Source organism: Streptomyces sp. NPDC056452 (assembly GCF_042796085.1).
In the GTDB taxonomy this organism is placed as follows: domain Bacteria; phylum Actinomycetota; class Actinomycetes; order Streptomycetales; family Streptomycetaceae; genus Streptomyces.
Genome location: NZ_JBHTRI010000002.1, coordinates 159,744 through 182,513, shown reverse-complemented (window position 1 = coordinate 182,513; position 22,770 = coordinate 159,744). Strand labels below are relative to the sequence as shown.

General features: G+C 70.2%; 20 protein-coding genes. 12 read left to right on the top strand and 8 right to left on the bottom strand.

Going from position 1 to position 22,770, the window contains the following annotated elements:
• The first annotated feature begins 17 nt into the window (after positions 1-17).
• Positions 18-239, top strand: a complete 222-nt coding sequence (locus ACFQ6X_RS03165; RefSeq protein ID WP_351180967.1) for a DUF6458 family protein — start codon at positions 18-20, stop codon at positions 237-239.
• A gap of 141 nt (positions 240-380) precedes the next feature.
• Here ACFQ6X_RS03165 and ACFQ6X_RS03160 read toward each other — a convergent pair whose 3' ends face one another.
• Positions 381-2,192 carry an NHL domain-containing thioredoxin family protein gene (locus ACFQ6X_RS03160; protein ID WP_383175025.1) on the bottom strand — a complete coding sequence of 604 codons (1,812 nt, stop codon included), beginning with the start codon at positions 2,190-2,192 and terminating at the stop codon, positions 381-383.
• Positions 2,193-2,256: 64 nt separating this feature from the next.
• Here ACFQ6X_RS03160 and ACFQ6X_RS03155 point away from each other — a divergent pair, with 64 nt between their 5' ends.
• Positions 2,257-2,763 (top strand): LURP-one-related/scramblase family protein, encoded by a 507-nt coding sequence (locus ACFQ6X_RS03155; protein WP_383175022.1) that lies wholly within the window; start codon positions 2,257-2,259, stop codon positions 2,761-2,763.
• Positions 2,764-2,830: 67 nt separating this feature from the next.
• Here the strand turns inward: ACFQ6X_RS03155 and ACFQ6X_RS03150 are convergent, their stop codons facing one another.
• Positions 2,831-3,622 (bottom strand): carbon-nitrogen family hydrolase, encoded by a 792-nt coding sequence (locus ACFQ6X_RS03150; RefSeq protein ID WP_383175019.1) that lies wholly within the window; start codon positions 3,620-3,622, stop codon positions 2,831-2,833.
• Positions 3,623-3,820: 198 nt separating this feature from the next.
• On the opposite strand from ACFQ6X_RS03150, the gene ACFQ6X_RS03145 reads away from it, so the two are divergent.
• On the top strand, positions 3,821-4,645 hold the full coding sequence (locus ACFQ6X_RS03145) for a maleylpyruvate isomerase family mycothiol-dependent enzyme (protein WP_383175016.1): 825 nt from the start codon (positions 3,821-3,823) through the stop codon (positions 4,643-4,645).
• Between the two features lie 139 nt (positions 4,646-4,784).
• Here the strand turns inward: ACFQ6X_RS03145 and ACFQ6X_RS03140 are convergent, their stop codons facing one another.
• Together ACFQ6X_RS03140 and ACFQ6X_RS03135 are read right to left on the bottom strand one after the other, a co-directional pair.
• On the bottom strand, positions 4,785-6,092 hold the full coding sequence (locus tag ACFQ6X_RS03140) for a nitrate/nitrite transporter (protein ID WP_383175013.1): 1,308 nt from the start codon (positions 6,090-6,092) through the stop codon (positions 4,785-4,787).
• On the bottom strand, positions 6,089-6,751 hold the full coding sequence (locus ACFQ6X_RS03135; protein ID WP_383175010.1) for a GntR family transcriptional regulator: 663 nt from the start codon (positions 6,749-6,751) through the stop codon (positions 6,089-6,091). Before ACFQ6X_RS03135 ends, ACFQ6X_RS03140 begins: the two co-directional genes overlap by 4 nt.
• A gap of 199 nt (positions 6,752-6,950) precedes the next feature.
• Between ACFQ6X_RS03135 and ACFQ6X_RS03130 the strand changes: the two genes are divergently transcribed.
• Positions 6,951-7,850: a D-alanyl-D-alanine carboxypeptidase family protein gene (locus ACFQ6X_RS03130; protein WP_383175007.1), complete on the top strand. Its 900-nt coding sequence runs from the start codon at positions 6,951-6,953 to the stop codon at positions 7,848-7,850.
• Between the two features lie 76 nt (positions 7,851-7,926).
• Here ACFQ6X_RS03130 and ACFQ6X_RS03125 read toward each other — a convergent pair whose 3' ends face one another.
• From ACFQ6X_RS03125 to pdhA, 3 genes are read right to left on the bottom strand one after another with little or no spacing between them, the layout of a single operon-like run.
• Positions 7,927-9,351, bottom strand: a complete 1,425-nt coding sequence (locus ACFQ6X_RS03125; protein ID WP_383175004.1) for a dihydrolipoamide acetyltransferase family protein — start codon at positions 9,349-9,351, stop codon at positions 7,927-7,929.
• 11 nt (positions 9,352-9,362) lie between these two features.
• Positions 9,363-10,343 (bottom strand): alpha-ketoacid dehydrogenase subunit beta, encoded by a 981-nt coding sequence (locus ACFQ6X_RS03120; protein ID WP_329209228.1) that lies wholly within the window; start codon positions 10,341-10,343, stop codon positions 9,363-9,365.
• A 2-nt stretch (positions 10,344-10,345) separates the two neighbouring features.
• Positions 10,346-11,494: a pyruvate dehydrogenase (acetyl-transferring) E1 component subunit alpha gene (gene pdhA / locus ACFQ6X_RS03115; protein ID WP_383175001.1), complete on the bottom strand. Its 1,149-nt coding sequence runs from the start codon at positions 11,492-11,494 to the stop codon at positions 10,346-10,348.
• Positions 11,495-11,841: 347 nt separating this feature from the next.
• Here pdhA and ACFQ6X_RS03110 point away from each other — a divergent pair, with 347 nt between their 5' ends.
• The 3 genes from ACFQ6X_RS03110 (at position 11,842) to ACFQ6X_RS03100 (ending at position 14,097) form a co-directional block, all read left to right on the top strand.
• Positions 11,842-12,501 carry a response regulator transcription factor gene (locus ACFQ6X_RS03110; RefSeq protein WP_329209225.1) on the top strand — a complete coding sequence of 220 codons (660 nt, stop codon included), beginning with the start codon at positions 11,842-11,844 and terminating at the stop codon, positions 12,499-12,501.
• Between the two features lie 83 nt (positions 12,502-12,584).
• The gene (locus ACFQ6X_RS03105) at positions 12,585-13,016 is read left to right on the top strand and encodes a pyridoxamine 5'-phosphate oxidase family protein (RefSeq protein ID WP_383174997.1); all 432 of its coding nucleotides are present in this window, start codon (positions 12,585-12,587) and stop codon (positions 13,014-13,016) included.
• An 82-nt stretch (positions 13,017-13,098) separates the two neighbouring features.
• Positions 13,099-14,097: a phosphotransferase gene (locus ACFQ6X_RS03100; RefSeq protein ID WP_383175391.1), complete on the top strand. Its 999-nt coding sequence runs from the start codon at positions 13,099-13,101 to the stop codon at positions 14,095-14,097.
• 15 nt (positions 14,098-14,112) lie between these two features.
• Here the strand turns inward: ACFQ6X_RS03100 and ACFQ6X_RS03095 are convergent, their stop codons facing one another.
• Positions 14,113-15,681, bottom strand: a complete 1,569-nt coding sequence (locus ACFQ6X_RS03095; RefSeq protein WP_383174994.1) for a protein kinase — start codon at positions 15,679-15,681, stop codon at positions 14,113-14,115.
• Positions 15,682-15,973: 292 nt separating this feature from the next.
• Between ACFQ6X_RS03095 and ACFQ6X_RS03090 the strand changes: the two genes are divergently transcribed.
• The 5 genes from ACFQ6X_RS03090 (at position 15,974) to ACFQ6X_RS03070 (ending at position 22,751) form a co-directional block, all read left to right on the top strand.
• A complete protein-coding gene (locus ACFQ6X_RS03090; protein WP_383174991.1) occupies positions 15,974-17,611 on the top strand; it encodes a protein kinase in 1,638 nt (545 codons plus the stop codon).
• Between the two features lie 175 nt (positions 17,612-17,786).
• Positions 17,787-18,281 carry a hypothetical protein gene (locus ACFQ6X_RS03085; protein WP_383174988.1) on the top strand — a complete coding sequence of 165 codons (495 nt, stop codon included), beginning with the start codon at positions 17,787-17,789 and terminating at the stop codon, positions 18,279-18,281.
• A gap of 48 nt (positions 18,282-18,329) precedes the next feature.
• On the top strand, positions 18,330-18,962 hold the full coding sequence (locus tag ACFQ6X_RS03080) for a PadR family transcriptional regulator (RefSeq protein WP_383174985.1): 633 nt from the start codon (positions 18,330-18,332) through the stop codon (positions 18,960-18,962).
• A gap of 160 nt (positions 18,963-19,122) precedes the next feature.
• Entirely contained in the window at positions 19,123-19,887 is a 765-nt protein-coding gene (locus tag ACFQ6X_RS03075) for an ABC transporter ATP-binding protein (RefSeq protein ID WP_383174982.1), read from the top strand.
• On the top strand, positions 19,884-22,751 hold the full coding sequence (locus ACFQ6X_RS03070; protein ID WP_383174979.1) for an FtsX-like permease family protein: 2,868 nt from the start codon (positions 19,884-19,886) through the stop codon (positions 22,749-22,751). The genes ACFQ6X_RS03075 and ACFQ6X_RS03070 overlap by 4 nt, the downstream gene beginning before the upstream one ends.
• Positions 22,752-22,770 lie beyond the last annotated feature (19 nt).

Genomic DNA, 22,770 nt, shown 5'->3' with positions numbered 1-22,770 from the left:
TCGAGGAGGCGGAAATCATGGGACTCGGAGGATGCATTCTCCTGATCGGTGCCGGGGCGATTCTCGCTTTCGCCACCGACTGGAAACTCGACACGGTCAACGTCGACCTGGTCGGCTGGATCATGATGCTGGTCGGCCTCGTCGGGGTCTTCGTCTACATGAGCATCGCGCGTCGTCGCCGCATGGTCGTGCCGCCCACCACCACGGTCGTGTCGGAGGACGAGCGCCGCTACCAGTGACCTGAGCACGCGGACGCGGCGTCGTACGGGGTGGATCCGGCCCCCGGGGCGACGCCCCAGCGGTTCGAGGAACGGCTGATGCCGCGCCGTTGCGCAGCCCGACGCACGGGCTGCGCAACGGCGCCGACGGCTTCCGAGCCCTCAGCCCCGGTCGTCCATACCGGCCAGCACCAGCGGGAGCCTGGACACCCCGTCGGCGGTGACGCGGACGGGAACACCCCAGTCCTGCTGGTGCACATGGCAGGCCGGGTACTCGTTCTCCGGGTCGTCGTCGCAGGACGCCGCCATCGCGGAGACGTGCAGGACGCCCTCGGTGACACCGTCCGCCAGGACCAGGTCGCGGCCCAGGTCCGTACCCGGCCCCGAACCCTCCGCCAGCAGTTCCGGCGGGGTCGAGGAGACCAGCAGCCGGGTCGAGGGACCGTATCGGGTGTCCAGCTTCTGGCCCGCGGGCGCCTGGAAGACCACGTCCAACCGCAGCGTTCCGCCGGCGATCTCGGTGGCGGCGCGCTGGGTGCGGTGCGCCTGGTCGGCAACGCGTACCGCCTCGTCGGGCAGCCGCAGCCGGGTCAGCCGGTGCCGGGCCGACTCGACGACGACCAGATCGCCGTCGACGAGCACGGCGTCACTCGGCTCACGCAGATCCGTGGCGAGCGTGGTGACCTCACCGCTTTCGGGGTCGTAACGCCTCAGGGCGTGGTTGTACGTGTCGCTGACGGCGACGGAGCCGTCGGGCAGGGCGGTGACACCCAGCGGGTGCTGGAACAGGGCCTGCTCGGCCGGGCCGTCGCGGTGGCCGAAGTCGAAGAGTCCGGTGCCGACCGCGGTGTGTACGGCACCCTCCCGGTCGACGTAGCGCAGCGCGGACGTCTCCGAGTCGGCGACCCACAGCCGGTCCTCGGCAGCGGCAAGACCGGAGGGCTGCGCGAACCACGCCTCGGCGCCGGGTCCGTCCACCAGTCCCTCGTTGGTCGTCCCCGCGGCGACCCGGACCGCGTCCTTCGCAGGGTCGTACGTCCACAGCTGGTGCACCCCGGCCATGGCGATCCACAGCCGGTCGCCGAACCAGGCGATGTCCCACGGCGAGGAGAGGTCCACGTCCCGGGCCGGACCGCTCGTGGCGGAGCCCTGCCACCATTGACGGCCGGTTCCTGCGAGTGTGGTCGTGAGCCCGGTCGTGAGGTCGAGGGCACGGATCGCATGGTTCACCGTGTCCGCGACCGCGATGCGGCCGTCGGGCAGGACCGCGAGCCCCTGCGGCTCGCTGAACCGGACCTCGTCGGGACCGCCGTCCACGAGCCCGCGCTCACCGGCACCGAAGTGCCTGCGGACCGTTTCACCGTCCGCGTCCAGCTCGACCAGGCGGTGCCGGGTGGTGTCGGAGACGAGGAAGCCACCGTCGGACAGCAGCAGCGCCTTGCCGGGAAAGCGCAGATGCGTGGCGACGGGCTCGGGCGCCACGTACGGGCCGTCGCCTCGGCGCAGCGTGCCCTTCTCCGCGTGCTCGGCCTCCAGCTCCTCGACGAGCTTCTCGATCGCGTGCGCATGCCCCTCGCCGGCGTGCTGAGCGACGACGTAGCCCTCGGGGTCGACCACGACGAGCGTCGGCCAGGCCCGCACGGCGTACTGCTTCCAGGTGGCGAGCTCGGGGTCGTCAAGTACGGGGTGGTGCACCTCGTAGCGCTCGACCGCGTCGACGACGGCCTGGTGCTCCGCTTCGTGCACGAACTTCGGCGAGTGCACGCCGATGATCACCACGGTGTCGCGGTGCTTCTCCTCCAGTTCGCGCAGCTCGTCCAGGACGTGCAGACAGTTCACACAGCAGAAGGTCCAGAAATCCAGGATCACAATGCGTCCTCGCAGATCAGCGAGGGTGTACTGCTGGTCGCCTGTATTGAGCCAGCCGCCCTTGCCGATCAGTTCGGGGGCGCGAACGCGTGCACGTGCAGTCATGACAACAGTCAACATCACCTCGGCCTGCGCGCATTCCGGTGGGGCGTCGGGGAACCTGTGATCCATGAGACTTCTCGTACGTGAGCGTCTGTTCGCCGTCGGCGACGACTACTGGATCGAGGACACGGACGGGCGCAAGCTCTTCCTCGTCGACGGCAAGGCCATGCGGGTCCGCGACACCTTCGAGCTCAAGGACGCGGACGGGCTGGTGCTGGTCGAGATCCGGCAGAAGCTGCTCAGCCTGCGCGACACCATGATCATCCAGCGGAACGGTGAGGAGCTCGCCAAGGTCAGGCGCAAGCGGCTCTCGCTGCTGCGCAACCACTACCGGGTGACCCTGGTGGACGGCACCGAACTCGACGTCAGCGGCAAGATCCTGGACCGCGAATTCGCCGTGGACTACGACGGCGAACTGCTGGCCCAGATCTCGCGGCGGTGGCTCACCGTCCGGGACACGTACGGCATCGACATCGTGCGCGAGGACGCCGACACGTCGCTGCTCATCGCCGTGGCGGTGTGCGTGATCGTCCTGGCGGACAAGGAGCACGACAAGGAGCTCGGTGACGGCTGACAGCCGGGCGGGCTGTTTCACGTGAAACGCCCGCACGGCCGGTATGCCGCGCTCCGGCACGTCGGGGTCAGCGCGGCGGGGCGAGACCCAGACGCCGGTCCTTGAGTGCCGGGAACTGCTCCCGCGTGGTGGCCGTCATCGCCGGATCGAATTCCACGGTGAGCACCTCCTCCGCGGCACCCGCCTCGGCGAGCACCTCGCCCCACGGGTCGACGACGATGCTGCGCCCGGCCTGCTCGACCCCGGCGTGGGTGCCCGCCGTGCCGACGGCCAGGACGTACGCCTGGTTCTCGACGGCCCGCGCCTGCGCCAGCAGCGTCCAGTGCGAGCGGCGGCGTTCCGGCCAGCCGGCGGCGATGACCAGCGTGTCGGCACCCGCGTCGACCAGACCCCGGAACATCTCCGGAAAGCGCAGGTCGTAGCAGGTGGCAAGGCCGAGCGTGGTCTGCGGCAGGGCGACCGTGACGAGCTCCTCGCCGGCGCCCATCATCACCGCCTCGCCCTTGTCGAAGCCGAAGCGGTGGATCTTGCGGTAGGCGGCGGCCCGCTCACCCTGGGGCGAGAAGACCAGTGAGGTGTTGTAGAGGGTCCCGTCATCGGCCCGCTCGACGAAGGAACCCGCGTGCAGCCATACCCCGGCCTCGGCCGCGGCCTTCGCCATCACGTCATGGGTGGGCCCCTGGAGCGGTTCGGCCTCGTCGGCGAAGGCGGTGTACGCGAAGGCGCCGACCGGCCAGAGCTCGGGCAGGACCACCAGATCCGCATCCCTCTGGGCCACGACCAGCGAAGCTGCTCGTTCCCTACGGGAATCGACGGATTCGTCCGGGTCTACTGCGATCTGGATGAGGGAGGCGCGCACACTACCACCGTCCTGGCATTCGAGCCGTCAACACGGGCCTACGATCGTCACACGAAAGCACTGCCGGGGTGCCTGCTCGCAGCGTAACTTAGCGAGCGAACCTCCCACGCAGCCCGCAGACAGCGCCGTCAGTGCCGGCCAGCCGCCAGCACTCCCTGCACTCCAGCCCATGCACCGCAGAACCGCACGAGGGGTCCCGTGACCGTCCATCCCAGCCTCCAGACCTACGCCGATGCCTGGACCCAGTCCGTCGAGTCGATAGCCGAGCTGGTGAAGCCGCTCGCCGAGGGGGAGTGGAACCGCCGCACCCCTTGCCCGGGCTGGTCGGTGCGCGACATCGTCTCGCACGTCATCGGCATGGAGTGCGAGCAGCTCGGCGATCCGCGCCCGATCCACACACTGCCGCGCGACCTCTACCACGTGCAGAACGACCACCAGCGGTACATGGAGATGCAGGTCGACGTACGGCGCCACCACACCGCGCCGGAGATGACCTCCGAGCTGGAGTACACGCTCATCCGGCGCATGCGTCAGCTGCGCAACGAGACACGGGCGCCCGAGACGATGGTGCGGGCGCCGCTGGGAGCCGAGCAGACGCTGGAACTGGCGCTGCACATGCGGGCCTTCGACGTCTGGGTCCACGAGCAGGATCTGCGTACGACGCTGGGCCAGCCCGGCAACATGGACTCCCCCGGTGCCCTGATCACCCGGGACACCCTCCTGGCCGCGCTGCCCGATGTGGTCGCCAAGGACGCGGGCGCACCGCCCAATTCGGCGGTGGTGTTCGATGTGCACGGCCCCGTGGAGTTCCTGCGCACGGTCCGCGTCGACGGGGACGGACGTGGTTCGGTCGACGGTGCGCCGTCACTGGGCCCCGCGGCGACCCTGTCGATCGACTGGGAGACGTACTACCGCCTGGCCTGCGGCCGGGTGCGCCCGCAGGCGGTCGAGGACCGGATCAAGATCGACGGCGACCAGGACCTGGCGGCGACCATCCTGCGGAACTTCGTCGTGACGTCGTAGTGCGGTCGAGGCCCTGACGGGGCCTTCGTGCCGGAGTGAAGTGACCGGAGTGAAGTAACCGGAGTGAGAACCGGGCTGAAGTGACCGGCGGCGCCCGTCCGTCGAAGGACAGGGACGGGCGCGCCGCCGGGGCGCGCGGTCACGCGGGTACGTGCACGGCTTCCACCCGGCTGACCACGTGATGGTCGCGTTCCCGGTGCGTGGCACTCGCGTGCAGCCGCAGGATCTGCAGCACCCCGAGCGCCTCCAGGACGAAGACCGAGGCGAACGCGATGCGGTAGTTGTCACCCGTCGCGTCCAGCAGCACGCCGACCGCGAACAGCGTGGTCATCGAGGCGACGAACCCGCCCATGTTGACGATGCCCGAAGCGGTGCCCTGGCGCTCCGGCGGATTGGCGGGCCGGGCGAAGTCGAAGCCGATCATCGACGCGGGTCCGCAGGAACCCAGCACCACGCACAGGGTGACCAGCAGCCACATCGGAGCGTGGTCACCGGGGTGGAGGATCGTGGCCGCCCAGAGGAGCGCGGTCACCGCGACGGTACCGAGAGCCAGCGGGGCGCGCGCCGCATGGTGCCGGGCGATGATCTGGCCGTAGACGAGCCCCACCAGCATGTTGGAGAGCACCACCAGGGTGAGCAGTTCACCGGCGGTGCCCCTGCTCAGCCCCTGCGCCTCCACCAGGAACGGCATGCCCCACAGCAGCAGGAAGACCATCGCCGGGAACTGGGTGGTGAAGTGCACCCACATGCCGAGCCGGGTGCCCGGCTCCCGCCACGCGGCGGCGATCTGCCGGCGCACGTACGCGGCGCCCGCGTGTTCGGCGGGCGGCGGCTCGTGGCCCTCGGGGTGGTCCTTCAGGAAGAGCATCAGCAGCACGAGCACCACGACACCGGCGACCGAACTGCCCACGAAGGTCGTGGTCCAGCCGAACCCGTGCAGCGCACGGGCGATGAAGAGGGTCGAGACGAGGTTGCCCGCCATGCCGAACAGCGCGGCGACCTGGCCGATCATCGGCCCGCGCCGGGCGGGGAACCAGCGGGCACCGAGGCGCAGCACGCTGATGAACGTCATCGCGTCGCCGCAGCCGAGCAGCGCACGGGAGGCGAGCGCCATTCCGTACGAGGGGGAGAGCGCGAAGCCGAGCTGCCCCAGGGTGAAGAGCACGGCCCCGATGGTGAGGACCTTCTTGGTGCCGAGCCGGTCGACCATCAGACCGACAGGTATCTGCATGCCCGCGTAGACGAGCAGTTGGAGGATGGAGAACGTCGACAGCGCCGAGGCGTTGACGTCGAACCGGTCGGCGGCGTCGAGCCCCGCGACGCCCAGACTCGTACGGAAGATGATGGCCACGAAGTAGACGGCCACCCCGATGCCCCAGATCCGGGCGGCACGCCGGCCGCCGGGCGGATCGCCCGGCAGGGGGAGGGTGGGGACGCCGGACGTCACCGGTCATCACCCCTGACCAGCACCTTGACCCGGCTGACGTGGCGGCGCACGACCTGCGCGGCGCCTTCGGCGTCACCGGCCCTGATGGCGTCCAGCAGCTCGCCGTGCTCGGTGAGGGTTGCGGCGATCCTGCCGGGGTGCGCCTCCATCACGGCGACGCCCATCCGCAGTTGCCGGTCGCGCAGCTGGTCGTAGAGACGCGAGAGGATCTCGTTGCCCGCGTTCCGCACGATCTCGGCGTGGAAACAGCGGTCCTTGACCGCGGCGGCGGCCAGATCCCCCTCCTCGGCCAGCTGCCGCTGTTCCGCCAGCAGTTGTTCGAGCCGGGCGATCAGCTGTGCCGGGGCCGGGACGGCCTTGCGGGCTGCGAACTCCTCGACGAGCAGCCGGGTCTCCACGACGTCGGCGATCTCCTGCGCGGAGACGGCGAGCACCAGGGCGCCCTTCTTCGGGTAGAGCTTGATCAGCCCTTCGACCTCGAGGCGCAGCAGTGCCTCCCGCACGGGTGTCCGGGATACGCCCACGGCATCCGCCAGGTCGCCCTCGGTGAGAAGCGTGCCGCCCTCGTAACGACGGTCCAGGACCGCCTCCTTGATGTGGGTGTACACACGCTCGGCGGCGGGGGGCTGCTTGATGGGGGCAGGGGGTGCGGCAGGCATGCACACAGCATAGATACAACATGCACCCATGACAGGAGCCGTCCACGATTCGGGACACCCCCACGGAGACGCACGGCCCGTCCGGCAGGATGGCCGAAATCACCCGCGCGGGGGCACATCCATCCGTGGCCTTCAGGAGTCTCACCTTCGAGCGGCACCCTCATGTAGCCGCATTTCGGCGGTATTTGGAGCGTTTGACTTGAAAATCGGTCTTAAGGGCATAAATCGCGCAACCGTTGCCGCCACCGCGGTCCTCACCGCGGGCGCCGTCCTCACGGGCGGTGCGTTCGCCTCCACCGCACAGGCAGCGACTCCGCCCACGCCCACGATCACGGCCAAGGGCGGCTTCGTGATGGACAACGGCACCGCGAGGGCGCTCTACAGCAAAACCGCGGACACCCGCCGCTCCACCGGCTCCACCACGAAAATAATGACCGCCAAGGTGGTCCTGGGCCAGAAGAACCTGAACCTGGACACCAAGGTCACGATCCAGAAGGCCTACAGCGACTACATCGTCTCCAAGACCGCCTCGTCGGCCCGGCTGATCGTCGGCGACAAGGTGACGGTCCGCCAGCTCCTCTACGGGCTGATGCTGCCGTCCGGTTGCGACGCCGCCTACGCCCTGGCCGACAAGTTCGGCACCGGCACCACCCGCGCGGCGAGGGTCAAGTCCTTCATCGGCAAGATGAACGCCGACGCGAAGGCTCTCGGCCTGAAGAACACCCACTTCGACTCGTTCGACGGCATCAGCAGCGGATCGAACTACTCGACGCCCCGTGATCTGACGAAGATCGCCAGTGGTGCGATGAAGAACTCCACGTTCCGCGCCATCGTGAAGACGAAGTCGACGAAGCAGAAGGTCACGACGAAGAGCGGCGGCTACCGCTACATGTCGTGGTCCAACACCAACACCCTGCTCGGCAGCTACACCGGCGCCATCGGTGTGAAGACCGGATCCGGCCCGACGGCCAAGTACTGCCTGGTCTTCGCCGCGACCCGTAACGGCAGGACCGTCATCGGCACCGTCCTCACCTCGACGTCCTCGACCACCCGGACCGCGGACGCGAAGAAGCTCCTGGACTACGGCTTCAAGAAGTAGCCCCGGACACGGCTGACACAGAGAGGGCCTCCCGTGCGATGCGGGAGGCCCTCTCTGCGTCGGTGGAACAGGCTCGCTAGGCCCAGGTGATCAGGCGCTTCGGCTGTTCGAGGATCGCCGCGACGTCCGCGAGCACCTTGGAGCCGAGCTCGCCGTCGACCAGCCGGTGGTCGAACGACAGTGCCAGCGTGGTCACCTGGCGGGGCTTCACCTTGCCCTTGTGGACCCACGGCTGGAGCTTGATCGAGCCGACCGCGAGGATCGCGGACTCACCCGGGTTCAGGATCGGCGTACCCGTGTCGACGCCGAAGACGCCGACGTTCGTGATGGTCACCGTGCCGCCGGCCATGGCCGCCGGGGACGTCCTGCCCTCGCGCGCCGTGGAGACCAGCTCGCCCAGTGCCGCGGCCAGCTGGGGAAGGGTCTTGTCGTGCGCGTCCTTGATGTTCGGCACGATCAGTCCGCGCGGCGTGGCCGCGGCGATACCCAGGTTGACGTAGTGCTTCTGCACGATCTCCTGGTTGGCCTCGTCCCAGGCCGCGTTGACGTCCGGGTTGCGCTTGATCGCGACCAGGAGCGCCTTGGCGATGATCAGGAGCGGGTTGACCCGGACCCCCGCGAGGTCCTTGTCCTCCTTGAGCTCCGCCACGAGCTTCATCGTGCGGGTCACGTCGACCGTCACGAACTCGGTGACGTGCGGAGCCGTGAACGCGCTGCCGACCATGGCCTGCGCGATGGCCTTCCGTACGCCCTTGACCGGGATACGGGTCTCCCGGGCGCCCTGGACACTCTCCACCGCGGCAGCGGCGGAAGTGACGGGAGCGGCCGGAGCGACCACCGGCGCCGGAGCGGCGGGGGCCTCGGCGGCCGCGGGGGCGACCGCGGCGTGGACGTCCTCGCGGGTGATGATGCCGCCCTCACCGGTCGGGGTGACCGTCGCGAGGTCGATGCCGAGGTCCTTGGCGAGCTTGCGCACCGGCGGCTTGGCGAGCGGCCGGGTCTCCGGGACCACGGCCACGGCACCGTGGCCGTTGATCTCGGCCTGGATCGCGGCAGCGGCCGGACCCGGGACCTCGACGCCCTTGCGGGCACGGCGCTTGGTGGAGGCCTCGGCCACGCCGTAGCCGACGAGCACCGGCTGACGGCCCTTGGGCGCCTCCGGCTCCGCCTTCGCCACGGGCTCCGGAGCGGCCGTGGGAGCGGCCTCCGGAGCGGCGGGGGCGTCACCGCTGCCGGGTGCCACGTCCACCGCGATGATCACCTCGCCGACATCGACGGTCGTGCCCTCGGGGAAGCGCAGCTCGTGCACCACCCCGTCGAACGGAATCGGCAGCTCCACGGCCGCCTTCGCCGTCTCGACCTCGCACACGACCTGTCCGTCGGTGACGGTGTCGCCGGGCTGGACGAACCACTTGAGGATTTCCGCCTCGGTCAGTCCTTCGCCCACATCCGGCATCTTGAACTCGCGGAAACGAGCAGACGTTTCAGTCATCGTCGTCACGATCCCTCTCCTCAGTACGCCAGCGAGCGGTCGACGGCGTCGAGCACCCGGTCGAGACCCGGCAGGTACTCGTCCTCGAGCCGGGCCGGCGGGTAGGGGACGTGGTAGCCGCCGACCCTCAGTACCGGTGCTTCGAGGTGGTAGAAGCAGCGCTCGGTGATCCGGGCGGCGATCTCGGCCCCGGAGCCGTAGAACACCGGCGCCTCGTGGACCACCACGAGCCGGCCGGTCTTCTCGACCGACGTCTGGACGGCGTCGAAGTCGATCGGGGACATCGACCGCAGGTCCAGGACCTCGAGCGACTTGCCCTCCTCCTGCGCGGCGGCGGCCGCCTCCAGGCAGACCTTCACCATCGGGCCGTACGCGGCGAGCGTGAGGTCGGAGCCCTCACGTGCCACGGCGGCCTTGTGCAGCGGGCCGGGGATGGACTCGGTGTCGAGTTCCCCCTTGTCCCAGTAACGCCGCTTCGGCTCGAAGAAAATGATCGGGTCGTCGCTCTGCACGGCCTGCTGCATCATCCAGTAGGCATCGCTCGCGTTGGACGGCGAGACGACCTTCAGGCCCGCGACGTGCGCGAACAGGGCCTCGGGCGACTCGCTGTGGTGCTCGACGGCACCGATGCCGCCGCCGTACGGGATACGGACGACGACCGGCATCTTGATCTTGCCGAGCGCGCGGGCGTGCATCTTGGCGAGCTGCGTGACGATCTGGTCGTACGCGGGGAAGACGAAGCCGTCGAACTGGATCTCGACGACCGGGCGGTATCCGCGCAGGGCCAGGCCGATCGCCGTACCGACGATGCCGGACTCTGCGAGCGGGGTGTCGATGACCCGGTCCTCGCCGAAGTCCTTCTGGAGCCCGTCCGTGATGCGGAAGACCCCGCCCAGCTTGCCGACGTCCTCACCCATGATGAGGACCTTGGGGTCGGTCTCCAGTGCCTTGCGCAGCGACTCGTTGAGCGCCTTCGCGATGGACATCTTCTCAACGGCCATGGCTAGTTGCCCTCCTCGGCGAACGATGCCTGGTAGGCGGCGAACTGTGCGCGCTCCTCGTCGACGAGCGGGCTGCCGTCGGCGTAGGCGTGGTCGAAGATCGCCAGCCGGTCCGGGTCGGGCATGGCCCGTACCGCTTCGCGTACCCGCTTGCCGAGGGTCTCGCTCTCCTCCTCCAGCGCGGTGAAGAACTCCGCGTCGGCGAGGCCCTGGTTCTCCAGGTACGTGCGCAGTCGCAGGATCGGGTCCTTGGCCTCCCATGCCACCCGCTCCTCGTCCGCCCGGTACTTGGTCGGGTCGTCGGAGGTGGTGTGGGCGCCCATCCGGTAGGTGAACGCCTCGACGAGGGTGGGGCCCTCGCCCCGGCGGGCACGCTCCAGCGCCGACCTGGTGACGGCCAGACAGGCCAGCACGTCGTTGCCGTCGACCCGGACACCAGGGAAGCCGAAGCCCTGTGCGCGCTGGTAGAGCGGCACTCGGGTCTGCTTCTCGGTGGGCTCGGAGATCGCCCACTGGTTGTTCTGGCAGAAGAACACCACGGGGGCGTTGTAGACGGCGGAGAAGGTGAAGGCCTCCGCGACATCGCCCTGGCTGGAGGCGCCGTCACCGAAGTACGCGATCACGGCCGAGTCCGCACCGTCCTTGGCGACGCCCATGGCGTAGCCGGTGGCGTGCAGGGTCTGCGAGCCGATGACGATCGTGTAGAGGTGGAAGTTGTTGGTCGTCGGGTCCCAGCCGCCGTGGTTCACACCGCGGAACATCCCGAGCAGATTGGTCGGGTCGACCCCCCGGCACCAGGCGACACCGTGCTCCCGGTAGGTCGGGAAGACGTAGTCGTCGTCGCGCAGGGCCCGGCCGGAGCCGATCTGTGCGGCTTCCTGGCCCAGCAGCGAGGCCCACAGGCCCAGCTCGCCCTGGCGCTGCAGCGCGGTCGCCTCGGCGTCGAAACGGCGGGTCAGAACCATGTCGCGGTACAGACCGCGCAGCTCCTCGGCGCTCAGGTCGATCTCGAAGTCCGGGTGCTCGACGCGCTCGCCCTCGGGCGTCAGCAGCTGTACCAGCTGGGGCTCGGAAGTCTGTGGCGTCTTCGCGGCGCTGGTCCGCTTGCTGGCGCGTCGCGGTTTGCGCGCGGCAGTGCTTTCCACGGTCACGTGCGTGCTCCTCCGTCGGTCCGGCCCCCGGGATGGCCGGGAAGCCAGTGCGGCTCGCCTGTGTCCGGACCCGTGCACGGGGTGGGTGCCGCTCGGCCGGGAACAGGCGTGACAGGTGCCCCGGCGAGCGCCCTGTCATAGGCACGTTACCCAGTGCACCGCATAACTGCGAAACACCTTGTGACCTGCGATTTTGCTTGGATTTCCAAGTAAATCGAAAAAATCGCGAAGTCTTGCTGGTCACAGCACTGGCAACAGCCTTGCAGGCCGCCGGAACAACGGCACGTTATCCCGGCCGACACCGCCAGGGAAGGGCAGACAGGAAAGGAATGTGTGAGACTGCGATTGTGCCCGAAGATGGAAAAATCACCGTATTCCTGCTGGATGACCACGAGGTGGTCCGGCGCGGAGTTCACGAGCTGCTCTCCGCCGAGGAGGACATCGAGGTGGTCGGAGAGGCCTCCACGGCCGCTGACGCGCTCGTACGCATCCCGGCGACACGGCCGGATGTCGCCGTCCTGGACGTACGGCTGCCGGACGGCAGCGGCGTCGAGGTCTGCCGCGAGGTCCGCTCGAAGGACGAGTCGATCAAATGTCTGATGCTCACCTCGTACGCCGATGACGAGGCCCTCTTCGACGCGATCATGGCGGGCGCCTCCGGATACGTACTGAAGGCGATCCGCGGCAACGAACTGCTGAATGCCGTACGGGACGTCGCGGCCGGGAAATCGCTGCTGGACCCGGCGGCCACCGCGCGCGTCCTGGAACGGCTGCGCGAAGGAAAGAACGGCAAGGGCGACGACCGGCTCTCCGGCCTGACCGACCAGGAGCGCAGGATCCTCGACCTCATCGGCGAGGGGCTGACGAACCGGGTCATCGGCGAGCGGCTGCACCTGGCCGAGAAGACCATCAAGAACTACGTCTCCAGCCTCCTCGCCAAGCTGGGCATGGAGCGGCGTTCGCAGGCCGCGGCGTACGTGGCCCGGCTCCAGGCCGAGAAGCGCTGATACGCGCGGCGGGACTTTGGTCCCGGCCCGACCGGGGCGGCCGACTCTTACCCCGCCCCTACAGGTGCCGGAGAGTGGAACGCATGCCCTCTCCCCACCCCTCCGACGACCTCCGCGCCATCGAACTGCTCGGCCGCGTCCGCTACGGCCGGCTGGCCACCAGCATGCGTGCCCTGCCCTTCCTGGCCGTGGCCCGTCACCTGGTGATCGAGGGCCGTGTCGTCCTGCGGATGCACCGGGGGCTCGGCTATCACGAGTCCTGCGACGGGAGCGTCATCGCCTACGGGGCGGACAACTTCAACTCCCGGACGGACCGCGTGCCGGACGACGCGGAGGACCTGTGGTCGGTCCAGTTCACCGGCCCCGCCGAAATCGTGCACCCGACCGCTGACCAGCGGGAACTCTTCGGGGCCGGCCCGGCCGAGGTGAACGGCGAGACCTTTGATCCGGTGTTCCTCCGGCTCGATCCGCACGTCGTCCAGATGCACACTCTGAGCTTCGACGCAAGTCAGTGAAACCAGCCACTCAGCGTCACCTAACATGTGGCGAGTGCTGCGCTCATCTGTGACCCTCCCACCTGTTCCGCCGGTCGGCGAGGTGCTGCGCCGCTATCCGGAGGCAGGTGAGCCTCTCGCCTGCGTGCCGCTCACCAAAGGCCTGCTCAACCACGGCTACCGGATCTCCACCACCCGCGGTGCCTACTTCCTCAAGCACCACCTGGACAAGCACCACCTCGACGACGCCAGCGGGGACCACGCCACGATCGTCCGGCAGCACCGGGCGACCCAGCAGCTCCACTCGCTGGGTGTGCCGGTCGCCCCGCCCCTCGCGGACACGGAGGGTGACACCGTCACGGTGATCGACGGTCAGCACTATGCCCTGCACCCGTGGGTGGACGGCCTCCACCGGGACGGCGCCCAGTTGACGACCGCCCAGTCGCAACGGCTCGGGGCGCTCCTCGGGGCCGTACACACGCATCTGGAACAGGTCATGGAGGCGGACCCGCCGCCTCCGGTACGAGGGCAGAGCCCCGACCCCGCCGACACGTTCGCGCTGATCGACGACCTGCTGGCGGCCGCGCGCGGCATGGGCCCCCGGGACGCCTTCGACGAGCTCGCCGTACACCGCCTCGTAGAACGCCGCGCCCTGCTGGAACAGCACGCGCACCGCCGCCCGCCCACCCCGGCGGGGCCGGCCCGGGGCTGGGTGCACGGCGACTTCCATCCGCTGAACCTGCTCTACCGGGGTGCGGACCCCGTCGCGATCGTGGACTGGGACCGGCTGGGCGTGCAGCCCCGTGCCGAGGAGGCCGTGCGGGCCGCGGCGATCTTCTTCGTCCGGCCGGACGGGGAACTGGACCTGGAGAAGGTCAGGGCGTACGCGCGCGCCTACCGGCGGTCGGCCGGCGCCGGAGCTGCGGAGCTGGCGGCGGCGGTGCACCGCGTGTGGTGGGAACGGCTCAACGACTTCTGGATACTGCGCTGGCGCTACCGCCTGCACGACCGAAGGGCCGACCCGCAGTTTCCTGCGGTGTCGGCCCTGGCGGTGTGGTGGACGCGGGAGTACGAGGCGGTGTGCGGGGCCTTCACGGGCTGAGGGCCCCGCGGGTGCCTACGGGGTGGAGCCTCCGGCGGGGTCGCCCGCGGCGCCCACGTCCGTGCCGCCGACGTCACCGCCGCCCGGAGTGCCCGGATCCGTGGTGGGCTCGGTCGGCTCGGTGGTCGTTCCGCCGTCCCCGCCCTCGTTCGTGTTGCCGTCGGACGTGCCCGTGTTCGTGCCCGGCGACGACGTGGGCTCCGTCGGCGTCTCCGTCGGCTCGGTCGGCTGGGTCGACGGGGTCCACGTCGGCTCCTTGGTGGGCCAGGTCTGGCCGCCCGTGGAGTCGTCCGGTTCCTCGGTCTCCTCCGTCTCCTCGTCCGTCGGCTCCGGGGAGGCCTCCGACGCGGACGGGGAGACCGAGGTGGACGGGTTGGTCGGTGTCTTCTTGTTGTTCGCGTCGTTCGCCGCGTTGACGGCGAACGCGACACCCGCGCCGATCGCGATCAGGGCCAGCAGGACGAAGAGCCACATCTTGCCGCGCCCACCGCCGTTGCGCTGCCCACCGGCGTACGCCCCGTCGTCGGGGTTCATCGGCGGCAGGATCGGGCCCTGCGAGGTGTCCCCGTGCATCGGGTGACCCATCGCCGCCGTACCGCCGCCGATGTTCATCGGCGCGGTGTGGCCGCCCTCGTGCATCACGACCGGGCCGGTGTTCCAGGTGCCCGTGTGACCGCCCTGGACCTGGAGCATCTGCAGGCTGTACTGGACCAGGCCGCGCATCTCCTCGGCGCTCTGGAACCGGTCGTCCGGGTCCTTCGCGAGCGAGCGCATGACGAGGCCGTCCAGCTCCGGCGGCACGCCGTCCGAGACCTCGGAGGGCGGCACCGGAATGTCCTGGACGTGCTGGTACACGACGGACAGCGGAGTCTCACCGGTGAACGGCGGGCGCAGGGCGAGGAGTTCGTAGAGCAGGCAGCCCGTGGCGTACAGGTCGGAACGGTGGTCGACCGCCTTGCCGAGCGCCTGTTCGGGGGAGAGGTACTGAGGCGTACCCATGACCATGCCCGTCTGGGTCATCGTCGACTGGGCGCCGTGCAGCGCACGGGCGATGCCGAAGTCCATCACCTTGACCGCGCCGGAATGCGTGATGATCACGTTCGCGGGCTTGATGTCACGGTGCACGATGCCGTGCTGGTGGGAGTACGCGAGCGCCTCCAGCACCCCCGAGACGATGATCAGCGCCTGCTCGGGCGGCGGGGCCTCGGCGTTGAGCAGCAGATCGCGGATGGTGCGGCCCTCGACCAGCTCCATGACGATGTACGGGACGGTGGCGCCGGCCACGACGTCCTCGCCGGAGTCGTACACGGCCACGATCGCATGGTGGTTGAGGCCCGCGACCGACTGCGCCTCGCGCGTGAAGCGGGCCTTGGAGACCGGGTCCTCGGCGAGATCGGAACGGAGCAGTTTCACCGCTACCGTGCGTCCCAGACGCACGTCCTCCGCGGCGAGTACCTCGGCCATACCGCCGCGTCCCAGCCGGTGGGTCATGCGGTAACGGCCGTCCCCGACCACGCCGCCGACGATCCCGGAGTCGGTGCCATCCGAAAATCCGCCGCCGTTTGCTTCGGGTTCGGGTGCCATCAGTCCTCGCCGTCGTATCTGTCCGCGCTTCCGCGCGTTCTCACGGTGCCTTGCTGCATTGCCACGTCACGCTACAGCCTCCGCCGGACACACCGGTTCCGAGAGGGACGGGTCATCCAATCGGCTGGCGCGCCGCTCACGCAAATTCCATGCGGTTCCTGTAACGCTTCCGAGACGCTTCTTGTGCGTAGGGTCACGGAACGGGCACCTGGCTTGACGTGTCGGACCCCTCGGGCAGACTTGGCCCGTAATAGGGATCACGCGTCCGTGGGCGCCGAGGGGGATGCAAGTCATGAGCCAGGACGGCGCACACGGCGCACAGGGTCGCTACGCGGGCGGTTCCGTGGCCGGCGGCCGCTACCAGCTGCGCGACCTGCTCGGCGAAGGCGGGATGGCGTCCGTCTACCTCGCGTACGACTCCGCCCTCGACCGCCAGGTCGCGATCAAGACGCTGCACACGGAGCTGGGGCGCGAGCAGTCCTTCCGCGAGCGGTTCCGGCGCGAGGCGCAGGCCGTCGCCAAGCTGCAGCACACCAACATCGTCTCGGTGTTCGACACCGGCGAGGACGAGCTCGGCGGCGCGCTGATGCCGTACATCGTCATGGAGTACGTCGAGGGGCAGCCGCTCGGCTCCGTCCTCCAGGCGGACATCCAGAACTACGGCGCGATGCCCGCCGACAAGGCGCTCAAGGTGACGGCCGACGTGCTCGCCGCGCTGGAGACCAGCCACGAAATGGGCCTGGTCCACCGCGACATCAAGCCCGGCAACGTGATGATGACCAAGCGCGGCGTCGTCAAGGTCATGGACTTCGGCATCGCCCGCGCCATGCAGTCGGGCGTCACCTCGATGACCCAGACCGGCATGGTCGTCGGTACGCCCCAGTACCTCTCGCCCGAGCAGGCCCTCGGCCGCGGCGTGGACGCGCGGTCCGACCTCTACTCGGTCGGCATCATGCTCTTCCAGCTGCTCACGGGCCGGATCCCGTTCGAAGCGGACTCCCCGCTCGCCATCGCCTACGCGCATGTGCAGGAGGAGCCGGTCGCGCCGTCCAGCATCAACCGGTCGATCACCCCCGCGATGGACGCGCTCGTCGCCCGCGCGCTGAAGAAGAACCCGAACGAGCGCTTCCCCAGTGCCGCCGCGATGCAGGACGAGGTCGTCCGCGTCCTGAGCGCCGGCGGCCACGCGGGCGCTCCCGTGATCATCGGCGGCACCGCCCCGGCGAACAGCGGCTCGGGCGTCGGCTCGGCGGTCTTCCCGCCCGTCGACCAGACCACACCCGCACCGCACGGTGTGCAGACCCCGTACCAGCCGCAGACCCACCAGCAGCACCAGCCCGGCCCGTACGGCCCGGCGACCCCCGCGCCCACTCCGGGTTACGGCTACCCGCAGGCACCTCAGCCGTACGGCACGCACGCACCCCTGGCACACCAGACGCCGCCGCCGTACACGCTGTCCCACCAGCCCTCCACCGCCGTCAACGGCGGAGGCTCCAAGCGCAACATGCCGGTCGTCGTGGGCTCGATCGTGGTCGCCCTGCTCGCGATCGGCGGCCTGGTCGCCTTCCTGAACATGAAGGGCGACCCGGACGCCGGCAAGGGCGGCGACCCGGACACCAGCGAGTCGACGGTGGCCGGCGAGCACAAGCCGCCGGAGCGCAACCGGACGATGGACACCGAGGACTGCACCGACGCCACGGAGGACACGGACGACCCGGCGAAGGTCCAGGCGCCGAACTTCGTCTACAAGGACATCATCTCGGCGAAGTCCTGTGCCGCCGCCGCAGGCTGGACGGTCAAGGTCATCGAGGTGGAGGGCAACACCTACGCCGAGGACCAGGTCATCGACCAGTTCCCGACCTCGGGTACGGCGGTTGCCGAGCGGGGCGCCCACTTCGAGCTGCGCATCGCGACCGGCGACCCGGCCTGACCCGGCGCGTACGCGACTGCTGACCGCCCTCTGACCGCCCTCGGCGCCCCGGGGGCGGTCCCCCCGGGCCGGTTCGCTCGGGACGGGCTGCGGCTCACTCCTGGGCGGGCCGCTGGTCGCTTCGGTGAGCCGTGTCCGGGATGCCGGACATATCGGGGCATGTGACGCTGATCTCATGTCTCCAGGACTCCTGGCCTCACGATCGTCGAGATGCGTGGCCTGTCTGGTGATGGCGGCCGGGGCGGCGCTCGGGCCGATCGCCGTGGCACACGGCGACGGGCGGGGTACGCAGGCCGCTCCTCAGCGCGTACTTCTCGCGGGGCCCCTGGGTGCTCCCGCCGAGCCGCCCTCCTCCGCGAGCCCCTCGGCGGAGGAGTCCCCCATGGCCGGGAGGCAGGCCGGGGAGGGCCGTGCGCGGCCCGGGCGGTCACTCTCCCCCATGGAACTCGCGGACGCCTCGGCCTCCGCCGACGAGGTCCCGCCGGAGGCGGATCCCGTGCCTGCGACCACACCTCCACCCGAAGCGTTCCCCGAGCCCGGCCGGGCCTCACGGCAGGCACTGGACGAGCCCGCCGTACGACAGGTGCAGCAGGTGTCACTGGGGGTGGGAATCGCCCTGGTCGGCCTGGGTCTGGGGTTCCTGGGGCTGCGGTTGCGCCGCTCGAACTGACCGGCCGGGGGCTTGCGCACAGCAACATACTCGGTATACATACTCAGTATGTCGATCCGTCACGGGCTGCTGGCCCTCCTGGAGCGAGGGCCTCGGTACGGCTCCCAGCTCCGTACCGAATTCGAGTCCCGCACCGGTTCCACCTGGCCGCTGAACGTCGGCCAGGTCTACACGACCCTCAGCCGGCTGGAACGCGACGGCATGGTCGCCCAGGACGGTGAGGACGACGCGGGCCACGCGTTGTACTCGATCACCGACGACGGCCGCAGCGAGCTGCGGAGCTGGTTCGAGACCCCGGTCGACCGCAGCAACCCGCCCCGGGACGAGCTGGCCATCAAGCTCGCGATGGCGGTCGGGGCGCCCGGCGTCGACATCCGGGCCGTCATCCAGTCCCAGCGCAGCCACACCGTGAAAGCCATGCAGGACTACACCCGGCTCAAGGCCCAGGCACTCGCGGACGTCCCCGCCGACCGCGACGAGGTCGCCTGGCTCCTCGTGGTGGAGCAGCTGATCTTCCAGGCCGAGGCCGAGGCCCGGTGGCTGGACCACTGCGAGTCCCGCCTCGTCCGACTCGCCGAAGCTGCCGCCACCGAACCCGCCGCCGGACCGGGGCCCACCGCGGCCACCGGCCGCGGAAGCGCCCGCACGGCGGCCTCCCGGCTGCGCGGCACCCGCCGCTGACAACGGACCCCTGCCGACGGACCTCTGGCCACGGCCCGCCGACTACGGACCTCTGACAGCTGACCGCCCGCACCGGACCGGTGGCGGCAGACCGCCGACCACGCACCGGTCCGGCCCGCCCCGACCTTCTGCACGTCGTTCCTAGGGGGAACAACCCACCATGTCCTCGTCCGCACCCGTCCCGTCCTCCGGCCTGCCCGTGGACGCCCCCGTCCTCGAACTGAGGGCGCTGACCCGTACCCACGGCTCCGGCATCGCGGAGGTGCACGCCCTGCGCGGCATCAACCTCTCCGTGCACGCGGGGGAGCTCGTCGCCGTGATGGGCCCCTCCGGCTCCGGCAAGTCCACCCTGCTGACCCTGGCCGGCGGTCTCGACACCGCGAGCAGCGGCCAGGTCGTCATCGAGGGCCAGGACATCTCCACGCTCGGCCGCAAGGGCGTCGCCGCCCTGCGCCGGCGCAGCGTCGGCTACGTCTTCCAGGACTACAACCTGATCCCTGCTCTCACCGCCGCGGAGAACATCGCCCTGCCGCGTGAGCTCGACGGCGTATCCGTCCGCAAGGCGCGCAAGGAGGCCCTCGCCTCACTGGAGGAGATGCACCTCACCGAGATCGCCGACCGCTTCCCGGACGAGATGTCCGGCGGCCAGCAGCAGCGTGTCGCCATCGCCCGCGCACTCGTGGGCGACCGCCGCCTCGTGCTCGCCGACGAACCGACCGGCGCTCTCGACTCCGAGACCGGCGAAGCCGTCCTGGCCCTGCTGCGCAACCGCTGCGACGAGGGAGCGGCCGGCGTGATGGTGACGCACGAGCCGCGGTACGCCGCCTGGGCCGACCGTGTCGTCTTCCTCAGGGACGGGTCGATCGTCGACCAGACCCTGTCGTCGGGCGCCGACTCGCTGCTCACCGCAGAGGGTGCCAAGTGAGCGTCTTCACGGGGTGGCGCGCCGCCCTCCGGATCGCCCGGCGCGACGCCCTGAGGTCCAAGGGCCGCAGCGCACTCGTCGTCGCGATGATCGCCCTGCCGGTCCTCGGTGTGACCGCCGCCGACGTCACGTACCGCAGCTCCACCCCGACCGCCGCCGAGAAGCTGACCGCCACGATGGGCTCGGCGGACGCCGTGTTCAGTTCGGCCGGCATGGGGCCCGTCCCCGTCGAGCAGCTGCCCGACCTCAGGACCTACGGCTCACCGCCCGGCGCACCGCCACAACCTGACGGCGAGCCGAAGCCCGTCGACGTGACGGCCACCTTCCCGAAGGGCTCGCGGTACATCACCGAACAGTCCGTTCCCGCCACGGTCAGCACCCGGCACGGCATCGCCAACATCGAGATCGTCGAGCTGCGCACCTCCGACCCGGCGGTCCGCGGCAAGCTCGACCTCGTCGAAGGCACGTACCCGGCAGGCAAGGACGAGGTCGTCGCGACAGAGCACTTCCTCGAGTCGACCGGCCTGCGCATCGGCTCCCGTACGACGCTGAGCGGCCCCGAGCAGACGTACACGATCACCGGCAGCGTCGAGCTGCACAGCGAGCTCGGCGCGAGCACGCTGTACGCCGATCCGGGTGCGGTCATCGCACCCTGGAAGGCGGCGGCCGCCCGCGACGACACAATCGTTCCTCCGAACCCCGGAGACACGAAGTGGCTGGTCCAGGGCGTGCCCGGGGCCGGTATCACCTGGTCGGACGTGCTCGCGGCCAACAAGAAGGGGGTCCTGGTGCTGTCCCGCCAGGTCGCCCTCGACCCGCCGCCGGACTCCGAGGTGCCGCTGGCCGCACGTGCCGGCATGGGCTTCCCCGAAGGCTCTGCGGAGCTGAGCGCGGCCGTCGTGACCGTCGTCGCCATGGCGGTCCTCGAGGTCGTCCTGCTGGCCGGCCCCGCGTTCGCGGTCGGTGCGCGCCGCTCGCGCAGGCAGCTCGGCCTCGTCGGAACCTGCGGCGGCGATCGCGGCCAGGTACGGGCGGTGGTGCTGGCCGGGGGTGTGGTGCTCGGCGGATTCGGCGCCGTGTCCGGTGTCGTCGCCGGTCTCGGGCTGACCGTCCTGTTCCGCCCGCTGATCGAGGGCTGGACCGAGAACCGCTTCGGCGAGCTCGAGATCCGCCCCTGGGAGCTGCTGGCGATCGCCGTGATCGGCCTCGTCACCGGGATCCTGGCGGCGCTGGCCCCGGCGATCGTGGCCGGCCGCCAGTCCGTACTGGAGTCCCTCACCGGCCGCCGCGGAACACGCCGGAGCTCACGCGTCCTGCCCGTGGTGGGCTGTGTGGCGCTGGCGGGCGGCATCGCGGTCGCCGTCATCGGCGGCACCACGGGCAACACGAATCTGGTCGCAGGCGGCTCGGTCGTCGCCGAGCTCGGCGTGCTCGCCTGCATCCCCGTGATCGTGGGCTTCCTGAGCCGGCTCGGCTCCCGGCTCCCGCTCTCCCCGCGGATGGCGCTGCGCGACGCGGCCCGCAACCGTGGCCGCACGGCACCTGCGGTCGCCGCCGTGATGGCCGCGGTCGCGGGCACCGTGGCCATCGCCACGTACACGGCCAGCGTGATGGCCGAGCACGAGTACGACCACATACCCATGCTCACGCCCGGCACGGCGGCACTCGTGGGCTCCCAGCCGACGGAGGGCGACCAGCTCACCCTGGCCCGTGCCGCCGTCGAGCGGAACCTGGCCGTCAGCGGCGGCCGTGCCGACTTCGGACGCGTCTGGGCCGGCTCCGACTGCTCCGTCTACTACGAGGAGGAGAACGGCTGCGGCACACTCGAGCTGGTCAAGCCGGCCGGCAAGGGCCACAGCTGCCCGCTCCAGGGGGCGGGAGCCAGGAAACTCGCCGAAGGACTCTCGGCCGGCGCCCACAAGAAGCTGATGGGCTCCCCCGCCTGCGTCGACGAGTACAGACAGGCGTACTCGTTCGATTCGGGCATCGCCAAGATCGTCGTGGGAGACGCCTCCGTACTGACCTCGTACGTGAAACTCGACGACCCCGAGGCGGCCAGGGCACTGGCGGACGGCACGCCCGTTCTGCTCAACCCGGCGTACGCGGAGAACGGCCGGATCACCCTGAAGGCCGTGCACACGTACAACGAGCGCGACACCGAGAACCGCAAGCTGCACCCGGGCAAGGCCAGGACGACCACGGACCGGGTCAAGGTGTACGTCGCACCCGGGAAGTACGCCGCCACTCCCGGAATCCGCATGATCCTGCCGCAGAAGACCGCGGACCGGCTCGGACTGCACACCCAGGACTACGGCAGCATCTACACCGTCACGCACACCCCGACGGACGCCGAGCAGCAGGCGATACAGGCAGCGTTCGCACAGACCGGGGGCGGCTCCTCCTACCTCCAGACGGAGCACGGGGCCGGAGCGGAATCCCGGGACGAGGATGTGATCCTGCTGATCCTCGCCCTGTTCGCAGGCGTGGTGACCCTGGGCGCGGCCGCCATCACGACCGGCCTCGCCAAGGCCGACGCGGAGGCCGACCTCACCACGCTCAGCGCGGTGGGCGCGCCGCCGGGCGTGCGGCGTTCGCTCTCCGGCTTCCAGTGCCTGGTGGTCGCGCTCACGGGTGTGCTGCTCGGCACGGTGGCCGGCATCGTGCCCGCGGTGTCGCTGCGTCTGATCGACCTGCGCGAGGCGATGGCGGCCATGCGCAAGGAGCCCATGGACTCCGCGTACACGCCGATCGTGCTGCCGTGGGAGACCATCGGGCTGCTGTGCCTGGTCGTGCCCGTCCTGGCCGGGCTGCTCGCCGCCGCGTTCGCCGGATCGCGGCTGAAACTGGCCCGCCGCGCGGGGTGAATGCCCGCTGACCGGCTGT

Bases quoted from the DNA above. Each gene is read 5' to 3' on its own strand.
- ACFQ6X_RS03165 (WP_351180967.1), top strand. From the start codon at position 18: ATGGGACTCGGAGGATGCATTCTCCTGATCGGTGCCGGGGCGATTCTC.
- ACFQ6X_RS03160 (WP_383175025.1), bottom strand. From the start codon at position 2,192: ATGACTGCACGTGCACGCGTTCGCGCCCCCGAACTGATCGGCAAGGGC.
- ACFQ6X_RS03155 (WP_383175022.1), top strand. From the start codon at position 2,257: ATGAGACTTCTCGTACGTGAGCGTCTGTTCGCCGTCGGCGACGACTAC.
- ACFQ6X_RS03135 (WP_383175010.1), bottom strand. From the start codon at position 6,751: ATGCCTGCCGCACCCCCTGCCCCCATCAAGCAGCCCCCCGCCGCCGAG.
- ACFQ6X_RS03120 (WP_329209228.1), bottom strand. From the start codon at position 10,343: ATGGCCGTTGAGAAGATGTCCATCGCGAAGGCGCTCAACGAGTCGCTG.
- ACFQ6X_RS03105 (WP_383174997.1), top strand. From the start codon at position 12,585: ATGCCCTCTCCCCACCCCTCCGACGACCTCCGCGCCATCGAACTGCTC.
- ACFQ6X_RS03095 (WP_383174994.1), bottom strand. From the start codon at position 15,681: ATGGCACCCGAACCCGAAGCAAACGGCGGCGGATTTTCGGATGGCACC.
- ACFQ6X_RS03090 (WP_383174991.1), top strand. From the start codon at position 15,974: ATGAGCCAGGACGGCGCACACGGCGCACAGGGTCGCTACGCGGGCGGT.
- ACFQ6X_RS03085 (WP_383174988.1), top strand. From the start codon at position 17,787: ATGTCTCCAGGACTCCTGGCCTCACGATCGTCGAGATGCGTGGCCTGT.
- ACFQ6X_RS03080 (WP_383174985.1), top strand. From the start codon at position 18,330: ATGTCGATCCGTCACGGGCTGCTGGCCCTCCTGGAGCGAGGGCCTCGG.
- ACFQ6X_RS03075 (WP_383174982.1), top strand. From the start codon at position 19,123: ATGTCCTCGTCCGCACCCGTCCCGTCCTCCGGCCTGCCCGTGGACGCC.